Annotated in this window: 14 protein-coding genes and 1 tRNA gene; 5 read left to right on the top strand and 10 right to left on the bottom strand. The window is 71.3% G+C overall.

What is annotated here, in order from left to right:
* Positions 1-379 (top strand): CbiQ family ECF transporter T component (locus tag JLI01S_RS15580; RefSeq protein ID WP_281177472.1); only part of this gene is annotated, 379 nt, incomplete at its 5' end.
* Entirely contained in the window at positions 376-1,137 is a 762-nt protein-coding gene (locus tag JLI01S_RS15575; RefSeq protein WP_068266325.1) for an energy-coupling factor ABC transporter ATP-binding protein, read from the top strand. The genes JLI01S_RS15580 and JLI01S_RS15575, both read left to right, overlap by 4 nt.
* A gap of 7 nt (positions 1,138-1,144) precedes the next feature.
* On the opposite strand, the gene JLI01S_RS15570 is transcribed toward JLI01S_RS15575, so the two are convergent.
* The gene (locus JLI01S_RS15570; RefSeq protein ID WP_068266323.1) at positions 1,145-1,603 is read right to left on the bottom strand and encodes an OsmC family protein; all 459 of its coding nucleotides are present in this window, start codon (positions 1,601-1,603) and stop codon (positions 1,145-1,147) included.
* 21 nt (positions 1,604-1,624) lie between these two features.
* Between JLI01S_RS15570 and JLI01S_RS15565 the strand changes: the two genes are divergently transcribed.
* Positions 1,625-1,706, top strand: a tRNA-Leu gene (locus JLI01S_RS15565).
* Positions 1,707-1,735: 29 nt separating this feature from the next.
* Here the strand turns inward: JLI01S_RS15565 and rdgB are convergent.
* Entirely contained in the window at positions 1,736-2,389 is a 654-nt protein-coding gene (rdgB, locus tag JLI01S_RS15560) for an RdgB/HAM1 family non-canonical purine NTP pyrophosphatase (protein ID WP_068266321.1), read from the bottom strand.
* Positions 2,386-3,144 (bottom strand): ribonuclease PH, encoded by a 759-nt coding sequence (gene rph, locus JLI01S_RS15555; protein WP_068266319.1) that lies wholly within the window; start codon positions 3,142-3,144, stop codon positions 2,386-2,388. Before rph ends, rdgB begins: the two co-directional genes overlap by 4 nt.
* A gap of 48 nt (positions 3,145-3,192) precedes the next feature.
* On the opposite strand from rph, the gene JLI01S_RS15550 reads away from it, so the two are divergent.
* Entirely contained in the window at positions 3,193-4,032 is an 840-nt protein-coding gene (locus JLI01S_RS15550; protein WP_068266317.1) for an alpha/beta hydrolase family protein, read from the top strand.
* Positions 4,033-4,212: 180 nt separating this feature from the next.
* On the opposite strand, the gene JLI01S_RS15545 is transcribed toward JLI01S_RS15550, so the two are convergent.
* The 7 genes from JLI01S_RS15545 to clpS form a co-directional block, all read right to left on the bottom strand.
* Entirely contained in the window at positions 4,213-5,244 is a 1,032-nt protein-coding gene (locus JLI01S_RS15545; RefSeq protein ID WP_068266315.1) for a S66 family peptidase, read from the bottom strand.
* 86 nt (positions 5,245-5,330) lie between these two features.
* Complete coding sequence (locus tag JLI01S_RS15540) at positions 5,331-5,852, bottom strand: hypothetical protein (RefSeq protein ID WP_068266314.1); 522 nt, start codon at positions 5,850-5,852, stop codon at positions 5,331-5,333.
* Positions 5,852-6,676, bottom strand: coding sequence for a class I SAM-dependent methyltransferase (locus JLI01S_RS15535; protein ID WP_068266312.1), 825 nt, complete (start codon positions 6,674-6,676; stop codon positions 5,852-5,854). Before JLI01S_RS15535 ends, JLI01S_RS15540 begins: the two co-directional genes overlap by 1 nt.
* Positions 6,673-7,440 carry an MBL fold metallo-hydrolase gene (locus tag JLI01S_RS15530; RefSeq protein ID WP_068266310.1) on the bottom strand — a complete coding sequence of 256 codons (768 nt, stop codon included), beginning with the start codon at positions 7,438-7,440 and terminating at the stop codon, positions 6,673-6,675. Before JLI01S_RS15530 ends, JLI01S_RS15535 begins: the two co-directional genes overlap by 4 nt.
* Positions 7,437-8,243 (bottom strand): glutamate racemase, encoded by an 807-nt coding sequence (murI, locus tag JLI01S_RS15525; protein WP_068266326.1) that lies wholly within the window; start codon positions 8,241-8,243, stop codon positions 7,437-7,439. The genes JLI01S_RS15530 and murI overlap by 4 nt, the downstream gene beginning before the upstream one ends.
* Positions 8,244-8,266: 23 nt before the next feature.
* On the bottom strand, positions 8,267-8,908 hold the full coding sequence (locus JLI01S_RS15520) for a DUF2017 domain-containing protein (protein ID WP_068266308.1): 642 nt from the start codon (positions 8,906-8,908) through the stop codon (positions 8,267-8,269).
* Positions 8,908-9,198, bottom strand: coding sequence for an ATP-dependent Clp protease adapter ClpS (gene clpS, locus JLI01S_RS15515; RefSeq protein WP_068266305.1), 291 nt, complete (start codon positions 9,196-9,198; stop codon positions 8,908-8,910). The genes JLI01S_RS15520 and clpS overlap by 1 nt, the downstream gene beginning before the upstream one ends.
* Before the next feature lie 75 nt (positions 9,199-9,273).
* On the opposite strand from clpS, the gene JLI01S_RS15510 reads away from it, so the two are divergent.
* Positions 9,274-10,378 (top strand): nicotinate phosphoribosyltransferase (locus tag JLI01S_RS15510; protein ID WP_245634653.1); only part of this gene is annotated, 1,105 nt, incomplete at its 3' end.

Here is a 10,378-nt window from a genome sequence, read left to right as displayed (position 1 = left end):
GACCACCCAACCCGCCGACATCGTCTCGGGCCTGGCTCGGCTGCGCCTGCCCGCGCAGCTCGTCCTCATCCTCGGCTTCATGGTCCGCTACGCCGATGTCATCAGCGGGCAGCTGCAGGCGATGCGGGTCGCCCGGGAGTCGCGCGGCTTCCGTGGTGGTGGCCTGCGGTCGTGGCCGGTGCTCGCGAGCACGGCCGGTGCGCTCTTCATCCGCTCCTACGAGCGGGGCGAGCGCGTGCACCTGGCGATGCTGTCACGAGGCCACGACGGGCGCACCCACGTCGAGCCGGTCGCCGTCGCCCCGCGGACCTGGCTCCTCGCGATGGCGCTGCCACTGGCTGCGGCCATCGTGCTCGTGGCTGCGATGGTGTCCCGGTGAGCACCCCTGTCATCGAGCTGCGCGGCCTGCAGCACACCTACCCGGACGGTCACCGCTCGCTCGACGGCGTGGACCTGCACATCCACCCGGGTGAGCGGGTCGCCCTGCTCGGTCCCAACGGCGCAGGCAAGACCACCCTCGTGCTCCACCTCAACGGGATCCTCGTCCCGGCCGCCGGGTCGGTGACCGTCTCCGGGCTGCCGGTCGTGCGGGAGCACCTGCTCGACGTGCGTCGGCGGGTGGGCATCGTCTTCCAGGACCCCGACGACCAGCTCTTCATGACGACCGTCGCGCAGGACGTGGCCTTCGGTCCGCGCAACCTCGGGTTGTCACCGGCCGAGGTCGACCGACGGGTGGCCGACGCGCTCGACGCCGTGGGGATGAGCGACGTGGCAGACCGCGCGCCGCACCACCTGTCCTTCGGGCAAAAGCGGCGCGTGGCCGTCGCCACGGTCCTGGCGATGCGGCCGGAGATCCTCGTGCTCGACGAGCCGAGCAGCAACCTCGACCCGGCATCGCGCCGTGAGCTCGCCGAGATCGTCGACGGGCTGGACATCACCGTCCTGATGGTCACGCACGACCTGCCCTACGCGCTCCAGCTGTGCGAGCGCGCTGTCGTGCTCTCCGACGGCACGGTGGTGGCCGACGCCTCGACGGCGGACGTGCTGGCCGACGAGGCGCTCATGCGCGAGCACCGGCTCGAGCTGCCCTACGGGTTCGACCCGAGGTCGGTGCCGGGACGTACACGGCGACCCTGAGGAGGTGTCAGTCGGTGACGCCGACCAGCACGGGCTCGACGACGATCTCGCTGCGCACGCTCTGCGCGATGAAGCACTCCCGGTGGGCGACCTCGACGAGCCGCTCGGCCTTGGCACGCGGCGCCGGGGAGCCGAGGGTGATCTGGGGGCGCAGGACGATCCGGGTCACCCACATCGGCCGGTTGCCCTCGGGCATCTCCCCCACGGCCTCGTCGGTGTAACCCGTGACGTCGACGCGGGCCCTGGCGGCGACCGCCAGGAAGGACAGCATCTGGCAGCTGCTCGCCGCCGCGACGAGGAGCTGCTCGGGGTTGGGCAGCTGCGCGTCGCCTCCGAAGGCGGCATCGCTGCTGGCGGTGATGTCGTACGAGGACATCGTCAGCTCGTGCTCGCGGGAGTACATGTCGTGGCCGACCGCGGTCGACCCGCTCCAGGTCAGGGCCGTCGTGAAGCTGTGAGTCTCCATCGCCCTAGACTGCCCCCTCGAGCCGAAGTGGCGGAATTGGCAGACGCGCGGCACTTAGGATGCCGTGCCCACGGGCGTGCGGGTTCAAGTCCCGCCTTCGGCACCCTTCGAGACGGTTGCTGCGCAACCTCCTCAGGGAGCGTCTGGCAGGTGCTCGCGCAGGAGCGGGGCCATCGCGCGGAAGGCGCGGCCGCGGTGGCTGATCGCGTTCTTCTCCACGTCGGTGTACTGCGCGAGGGTGCGGGTGTCGCCGTCCGGCACGAAGATCGGGTCATAGCCGAAGCCGTTGTCGCCCAAGGGTGCCCGTACGATCACTCCGGGGACCTCCCCTTCGCTCGTGACGGTCGTGCCGCCTGGGATCGCGAGGACGGCCGCGCAACGGAAGGCCGCTCGGCGGTGCTCGTCCCGCACGTCGGCGAGCTGGTCGAGGAGCAGCTGGAGGTTGCGGCGGTCCTTCTCCGCGCGGGGCAGGTCCTCCCTCGCGTGCAGGCCCGACCAGCGGGCGGAGAAGATCCCGGGGCTGCCGCCGAGGACCTCGACGGCCAGCCCTGAGTCGTCCGCGAGCGCGGGGAGCGAGGTGCGCATCGCGACGTGCTCGGCCTTGAGCCGGGCGTTGCCGGCGAAGGTCACCTCGGTCTCGGGGATCTCGCCGACCTCGGGGAAGGCCGCCATCGAGACGATCTCGAGTCCCTGATCGGCCTCGACACCAAGGGCTTCCGCGAGGATCTGCTGAAGTTCCTTCACCTTGTGCTCGTTGTGCGTCGCGAGGACGACCCGCCGGGTCACTGCACGCGCTCCCGCGGGGTCTCGGCGAGCGCCTCCTGCTGCTTGACCGTGAGGTCGGCGCAGCCGGTGGTCGCGAGGTCGAGCAGCTGGCCCAGGAGGTCGCGGTCGAAGGGAGCGCCCTCGGCCGTGCCCTGCACCTCGATGAACTCGCCGGTGCCGGTCATGACGACATTCATGTCGGTCTCGGCGGTGGAGTCCTCGGGGTAGTCGAGGTCGCAGACCGCACGGCCACCGACGACGCCGACGGACACCGCGGCCAGAGAACCAGTGAGGGGCTTGGCGCTCGGGGCGATGAGTCCTCGGGTGCGCGCGTCCTCGATGGCGTCGACGAGCGCGACATAGGCACCGGTGATCGCGGCGGTGCGGGTGCCGCCGTCGGCCTGGAGGACATCGCAGTCGAGGACGATCGTGTTCTCGCCCAGCGCCTTGGTGTCGATGACGGCGCGCAGGCTGCGGCCGATGAGGCGGGAGATCTCGTGGGTGCGGCCGCCGACCTTGCCCTTGCGGGAGTCGCGACCGCTGCGGGTGTTGGTGCTGCGCGGCAGCATCTCGTACTCGGCGGTGACCCAGCCGGTCCCCTGGCCCTTGAGCCAACGCGGCACGCCGGCCTCGAAGGACGCGGCGACGAGCACGCGGGTGCGGCCGAACTCGACGAGCACGGACCCCTCGGCGTGGTCGAGCCAGTTGCGGGTGATGCGCACCTCGCGCAGCTGCTCGGGGGTGCGTCCGTCGTGGCGGGGGGTGGTGTCAGTCATGCGATCAGGCTAACCAGCCGACGGAACCGTAGGCTCACCGCCGTGGAGATGCACAGCGAGATCACCCTGCCCGGCGGCGGCACCACCGTCCTGCACGTCTCGTCCGCGAAGGAGCCCGGTGCGCCGCTGGCGCTCGTGCTCCCCGCCATGGGTGTACCTGCCGGCTACTACGGCCCCTTCATCGACGAGCTGGCCCGCGAAGGGGTGACTGCCGCCATCGCGGACTATCCCGGTCAGGGTGCCGCGCAACCCCGGATCGCACGCTCCCACGACTACGGCTACGCACAGATCGCCAGAGAGTGGCTCCCGTCGGTCGTGGCCGCGCTGCGCGCTGACCACCATGGGCCGCTCGTCACCATCGGCCACTCCCTCGGCGGCCACATCGCCCTGGCTCATCTGGCCGGTGACGAACCGGCTGACGCCACCGTGCTGATCGGCTCCGGCACCCCCTTCTGGCGGCACCACCAGGGGATCAAGACGCTCGCCCAGACCCAGCTCATGAGTGCCCTCACCCGCCTTGTCGGATACTGGCCCGGCCCTCGCTTCGGCTTCGGTGGCGTGCAGCCACGCACCCTCATCCGTGAGTGGGCGGCCTTCGCGCGCACCGGAGCTCTCTCTCCGGACGGGCAGTCGGTCGCTCTCGGTCTGAGGGGACGGGAGGTTCCCGTCCTCGCCGTCGACCTCGACAACGACACGCTGGCGCCGCCGCGAGCCGTCGACGGCATCGTTGCCCTCATCCCGGACGCGCAGGTCGAGCGCTGGACCTTCACCAAGGGCGCCGATGACCCGGGCAAGCCGGTCGACCACTACTCCTTCGCGCGCTCCCCCGAGATCATCGGTGCATACGTCGCGGATTGGGTGCACTCCCACGTCGGCGCCCGGGCGTAGCGACCGTACTGAGCTGCGTCCCTACGGCGGCTACGAGTGCTCGTGGGTCGCCAGTTCACAAGGACTGCAGTTCAACATCACGACGCAGCGGGCGACCCCCGGATACCGGCGAACTGAGCGGCACGACCGCCTGAGGTGCAGTCCTTGTGAGTTGGCGACCCGGGCGCGTCATCCCTCGGATCAGCCTCGGGTGAGGTCCTGGGTGATGCGCTGGCCGCCCGTGCCGACCTCCACGTGCGCGGTGCAACCGAGGACGAGCGGCATCATCGGTTGCTGGTGACCGAAGTCGACGTCGAGCACGACCGGCACGTCGAGGTCGCCCAGCGCATCGCGCACGGCCTCGTGCTGGGTGAGGGTCGGGGCAGCCGGGGCGGCGGTGCGCCCAACGAGCACCCCCGAGCACCGCTCGAACCAGCCCGCGAGGCGCAGCCCGTGCAACGCGCGGGCGATCTCGAAGGCATTGCCCTCCGCCGCCTCCAGCAGGACGATCGGCGCCTCCGACCGGTCCTGGGCCCAGCTGCGCACATCACCGTAGGGCGTGCCCGCGACTGGTGAGAGCACTTCGATACACCCACCGATGAGCGGCCCGGCGAAGGAGGCCGACTCCCCCTCGAGCGACGACCACGTCGTCGGCTCGGTGAGCGTCATCTCGTCGACCTCGGGGTCGGCGGCATAGTCGTCCCATCCGTCCGCACGCTTGTGGGTCGCCGCGGTCTGGGTGAGCTCGCCCCCTTCGCTCATGGCGACGTCGAGCCAGTGGAGCAGGCCGGGTGCGGGCGCGTAGGGCGTGTCCATGAGGTTGCTGCCGTGCAAGGTCGCCCACCCGGAGCGCAGCGTGAGCGGCAGCATCGTCGTCGAGACGTCGGAGAAGCCGACGTACCAGCACGGATCGCACTCGGCGAGCAGCTCGAAGTCCAGGTAGCGCAGCAGGTCGATCCCGGTCTCGCCGCCCCACGGCGGGACGACCGCCGCGACGTCCGGGTCGACGAGCAGCGCCATCAGCTCGTCGGCGCGGGCCTCCCGGGAGGCACTCACGTGATGGTCGACGTCGTCGCGCAGGCAGACCCCTTCGAGCACCTCGAAGCCACGTCGCCGCAGGTGGGCGATCGCGGCGTCGAGACGCGGCCAGAGGGCTCGCGGGACACCGCTGCTCGGTGCGGTGACAGCGATCGTGTCACCGGGACGAAGGGGTGCGGGCAGGCGCATGTCCATGGCACCAGTCCATCAGTCGTCGGGCTCGGCGTCGAGCGAGTTCCGGCTCCAGCGTGTCGTAGCTGCGGTTCGGGGTACCTACTCCGTCAGATCGTTGATTCGTCGTGGCCGCGCCAGCCAACTGCAGTACGACGCGCGGCCGCCCACCCGACGATCGGCTCGACCGCCAGGACGGCCACCACAGCGAGCAGCACCGCCGCCCCGGCCAGCCACCCTGGGGCCTCGGCGGTGCCAGCCACCCCGGCCGTCACGGCAGCGACCGGCCGCAGCCAGGTCATCGGGCCGAGCACGAGCGCCGTGGCCAGGTAGCGCCAGCGCCAGGTGAGCGTCACCAGCACGAGCAGCGCGCCGAGGGTGGGCAGGGACAGCCAGGCCGACCAGAGGACTCCGGCACGGGAGATCGCCTCGCGCTCGACCCCAGACGTCGCCACCACCCCGAGCACGACGGGCACCGCCAGCAGCGCGGCGCCCACCCCGAGACCGGTGAGCTGCGCGGCGAGGTCCCGACGCCACGAGGGCAGCCGCCCGGTGCGGCCCTGCACCGCTCGGAACCCGCTCAGCATCGCGTCGAGCCCCACGACGAGGGCGAGCGTGAGGACCCAGCCCATCAGGCCCCCTTCGTCCCCGTGACGGGACGAAGGACCCGCAGCACGCTCTGACCGCCGACGCACCCGGCGGCGTATCCGGGCGCGCCCTCGGCCACCGCATCGAGGAGGACGTCGGCGGGGTGGGCGCGCCGCATCGACAGGTTGCCGTCGTGACGAGAGACCGCCTCGCGCATCCGGGCGCGGTGGAAGACCCACGAGCCGAGGTTGGTCAACCACCCCGGCTCGGGGTCGTAGTGCGCGAAGGCCGCAACGCCCCCCGTCGCATGGGCCGCGAAGAAGGCCGGCAGGTCCGCCGCCGGGATGTGGTGCAGCACGCCGCTGGAGATGACGATCGTCGCCTCGGGCTCCGCGACGGCCACACCGGGCGCCAGGGCGTCGCCGACGACGAAGCGCGCGCGGCACCCGTCGGCCCGACCGAGCCGTGCCGCCCACTCCATCAGCCCGGGGTCGTGGTCGACTCCGACGAGATCGACACCCGCGAGGCTCGGGTCGTGGCTGAGCCAGCGCAGGACGTACCCGCTGCCGCACCCCAGGTCCACCACCCGACGAAGGGGGTTCCCCATCGCCTGCCGCAGCCGGTCCAGGTCCTCGCTGACGCGCTGCGGCAGCTGCAGCTCCTCACCCAGCCGCTGCAGCTCCGCGTGGACCCGGCGCATGAGGGCCACGACATGCGCCTCGTCGAGGACGTCGTCCGTGGCCGGCATCCGCTCGACGAGACGCGCGGCCCGCACCTGCCCAGACGCCTGCAGGCGTGCCACGGCGTCCGATCGTCGGACCGGTCTCGGGGTGATGACGTCGCTGATCTCCAGCGGTGGGAGGCTCACACCTCGTAGGTCGTGTCCGGGCGGGCCAGCTCGACCTCGCCGGGCCAGACCTCAGCCGCCTGCGCGCGGCAGACCTCCGGGTCATTCCACGCCGGGATGTGCGTGAGCATCAGGCGCTGGACACCGCCGGCAGCGACCGCGGCCTCGGCGGCCCGACGACCGGTGAGGTGGATCCCGCGGACCTCGTCACGGCCCTCGACGAAGGCCGAGTCGACGAGCACCAGGTCGGCCCCGGCGAAGAGCGGCTCCAAGGCGTCGCAGGAGTCCGTGTCACCGCTGTAGGCGAGCACCGCCCCGTCGGCCTCGACCCGGAAGCCGTAGGCCTCCACCGGGTGGTGGACGGGGAAGGTCCGCACGACGAAGGGGCCGATGTGCGTCGGCACCGCCGTGGAGATCCGGCGGAAGTCGAAGACGCCGCTCATCCCGTCTGCGTCGATCCCCTCGTAGGCGGCCGCCAAGCGCTCTGCGCTCCCGGCGGGGCCGTAGACGGGCAGCCGCTCGGCGAGCGCCCCCTGCGGTCGGTAGGTCCGCGTGACGTACAGACCGGTGAGGTCGATGCAGTGGTCCGGGTGCAGGTGGCTGATCAGGACCGCATCGATGTCGGCGAGGTCGGTGTGCCGCTGCAGCGCGCCGAGCGCGCCGTTGCCCAGGTCGAGAACGAGGCGCCAGGTGCGGCCCTCGTGCTCAGCGATCACGAGATAGCACGAGGCGGGCGATTCGGGGCCCGCGAAGGAACCAGAACAACCGACGACGGTGAGCCTCAACGCTCTTCTCCCATGGTGGCGAAGACATCCGCGACCTCGGGTCCGAGGAAGCGCCGAGCCAGCGACCGGAAGTGCTCCGGGTCCCCCGTCGTGGTGAACCCGTGAGCGGGGCCAGGGAGCGACTCGGGACGCAGCAGGTCGAGGTCCGCAAGGACACGGTAGACGTCCTTGGCGGTTTCCTCCGCTGATGAGACGAGGGTGACACCCTCACCCATGACATAGGACAAGGCGCCGGTGAGCAGCGGGTAGTGGGTGCAGCCCAGGACGAGCGTGTCCACCTCCGCCTGACGAAGGGGAGCGAGGTAGCCGCGAGCGACATCGAGCACCTCCGGGCCGGATGTCATCCCCGCCTCGACAAGCTCGACGAACCGCGGGCAGGGTTGGGAGATGACCCGGGTCTGGGGGGCGGCCGCGAAGGCGTCGAGGTAGGCGCGGGAGCGGTGGGTGCCCTCCGTGGAGATGACGCCGACGCGCTGGTTGCGGGTGGCGAGCACGGCCCGGCGCACCGCGGGCCGGATGACCTCGATGACCGGGACGTCGTAGCGCTCACGCGCGTCGTGCAGGACCGCAGCGCTGGCGGTGTTGCACGCGATGACGAGGACCTTGACGCCGTGCTCGACGAGTCGGTCGAGGCACTCGAGCGCGTACTCGCGGGTCTGCGCGATCGGCCTGGGCCCGTAGGGCGCTCGCGCGGTGTCACCGAGGTAGGCGACCGATTCGTGGGGCAGCTGGTCGATGACCGCGCGCGCGACGGTCAGTCCGCCGAAGCCGGAGTCGAAGATCCCGATGGGTTGGGCGGCCACGGTGCGCGGGTCGCTCACCGGGGTCACTGCTCGTCCTCCCCCATGAGGGCCTGGGTGAGCGACTCCTGCAGCCAGGTGAGGAAGTCGTAGACGCTCAGCGCAAAGACTGCCGGGTCATCGGCATCGAGGGTCTCGATCAGCTCCTCCAGCCGGGTCGAGTCCTCGTCGGTGCGCAACCCCAGACGCTCGCCCATGACGAGCCGGATGTCGGTGAGGGCGACGAGCACGGCGGGTGCCTGCGGCCGCGTGACGACCCATCGGTCCTCCTCGGCGGTCTCCAGCGTGCGCACGGTCGTCACCAGGCCCTGGTGCTTGCGTTGGCGCAGGCCCTGCTCGGTGAACCGGCGAAACTCTGCCGCCTCCTGCTCGTCCTCGCGGTTGCCCGTCGGGAAGAGCCGGTCCAGCGCCGGGTCACGGTCGTGGTCGAGGCCGAAGGCCCGGTCGGGCACCTCGAGCCCGGCGGCGCCGTCCTCGGTGTCCGTCGCCAGATCACCCAGCCCGGCCACGATCGCCTCGAAGGGGTCAGCGGGCTCCCCCTTCGTCGGGACGCTGGCGGGAGCGACGAGGTCCATGACCTGCCGGCACAGCCCGGTCACGACGGCCCGCTCGTCCTCGTCCATGATCGCGACGAGCTGCTCGCCGTCGGCGACGAATGCCCGCGCCATCAGACATCCTTCTGGAAGGTCGCCCACAGGCCGTAGCCCTGCAGCGCCTCGGTGTCGACTTCCATCTGCTCCTTGGGGCCGGTCGCCACCACGGCGCGCCCCTTGAGGTGGACGTCCATCATCAGCTTTTCGGCCTGCTCCTTGGGGTAGCCGAAGTGCGTCTGGAAGACCCAGGTCACGTACGACATGAGGTTGACCGGGTCGTTCCACACCAACGTGATCCACGGGGTGTCGACGGCCTCGACGACATCGGGTTCGCTCGTGCGTTGTTCTGCGGGGGCGATGGACACGCCCTCCACCCTAGAGTGGCGGACGTGACGATCCGACCCAGCACCGCGCTGCTCACCGATCACTACGAGTTGACCATGCTCCAGGCCGCGCTCCACAGCGGCGCTGCATCGCGTCAGTGCGTCTTCGAGACCTTCGCCAGACGGTTGCCGTCGGGGCGGCGCTACGGCGTCCTCGCGGGGGTCGGTCGGGTGCTCGACGCGATCGAGGACTTCCGCTTCGGCGACGCGGAGCTGGAGGAGCTGCGCTCCCGTGAGGTCGTCGACCAGCGGACGCTCGACTTCCTCGCCGACTACCGCTTCGACGGGGACGTGTGGGGCTATGCCGAGGGCGAGACCTACTTCCCCTACTCCCCCGTGCTGGTCGTCGAGTCCGACTTCGCGCACGGCGTGATCCTCGAGACGGTCGTCCTGTCGATCCTCAACCACGACTCCGCGGTCGCGTCCGCGGCCTCGCGGATGACCGGGGCAGCCGGCACGCGACCGGTCATCGAGATGGGCAGTCGCCGCACCCACGACGGCGCGGCAGTGGCCGCGGCCAGGGCGGCGTACATCGCCGGCTTCTCCTCCACCTCCAACCTCGAGGCCGGGCGACGCTACGGCGTGCCCACGGGCGGGACCGCCGCCCACGCCTTCACCCTGCTCCACGAGAGCGAGCGCGAGGCCTTCGAGACGCAGATCGCCTCCCTCGGCACCGGCACCACCCTGCTCGTGGACACCTACGACGTGACCGAAGGGGTGAACACCGCCATCGAGGTCGGCGGCACCTCCCTCGGTGGCGTGCGTCTCGACTCGGGCGATCTCGTCGTCCAGGCGAGCGAGGTCCGCGAGCAGCTCGACGCGCTGGGCGCGACCGAGACCACGATCGTCGTCACCTCCGACCTCGACGAGTACGCCATCGCCGCCCTGGCCGCAGCGCCGGTCGACACCTACGGCGTCGGGACGCGCGTGGTCACCGGCTCCGGTCACCCGACCGCGTCGATGGTCTACAAGCTCGTCGCCCGCGAGGACGACGCCGGCACGATGATCGGTGTCGCCAAGAAGAGCAAGGACAAGGTGTCGGTCGGTGGGCGCAAGTACGCCTTGCGGCGCCGCAACCCGCTCGGTGTCGTCGAGGCCGAGGTGCTCGGCATCGGCGAGGAGCCGGTCGGCGACGCTGACGACCGCGACCTGCTCGTGCGGC

The sequence above is a fragment of the Janibacter limosus NBRC 16128 genome (assembly GCF_001570985.1).
GTDB classification, from domain to species: domain Bacteria; phylum Actinomycetota; class Actinomycetes; order Actinomycetales; family Dermatophilaceae; genus Janibacter; species Janibacter limosus.
The sequence above is the reverse complement of the archived record's forward strand: the minus strand, read 5'-3'. Positions and strand labels throughout refer to the sequence as shown.

What these genes read in the sequence shown, in the direction of transcription:
- JLI01S_RS15570 (WP_068266323.1), bottom strand. Translation starts at nt 1,603, where the DNA reads ATGGAGACTCACAGCTTCACGACGGCCCTGACCTGGAGCGGGTCGACC.
- rph (WP_068266319.1), bottom strand. Translation starts at nt 3,144, where the DNA reads ATGACTGACACCACCCCCCGCCACGACGGACGCACCCCCGAGCAGCTG.
- JLI01S_RS15550 (WP_068266317.1), top strand. Translation starts at nt 3,193, where the DNA reads ATGCACAGCGAGATCACCCTGCCCGGCGGCGGCACCACCGTCCTGCAC.
- JLI01S_RS15545 (WP_068266315.1), bottom strand. Translation starts at nt 5,244, where the DNA reads ATGGACATGCGCCTGCCCGCACCCCTTCGTCCCGGTGACACGATCGCT.
- JLI01S_RS15540 (WP_068266314.1), bottom strand. Translation starts at nt 5,852, where the DNA reads ATGGGCTGGGTCCTCACGCTCGCCCTCGTCGTGGGGCTCGACGCGATG.
- JLI01S_RS15520 (WP_068266308.1), bottom strand. Translation starts at nt 8,908, where the DNA reads ATGGCGCGGGCATTCGTCGCCGACGGCGAGCAGCTCGTCGCGATCATG.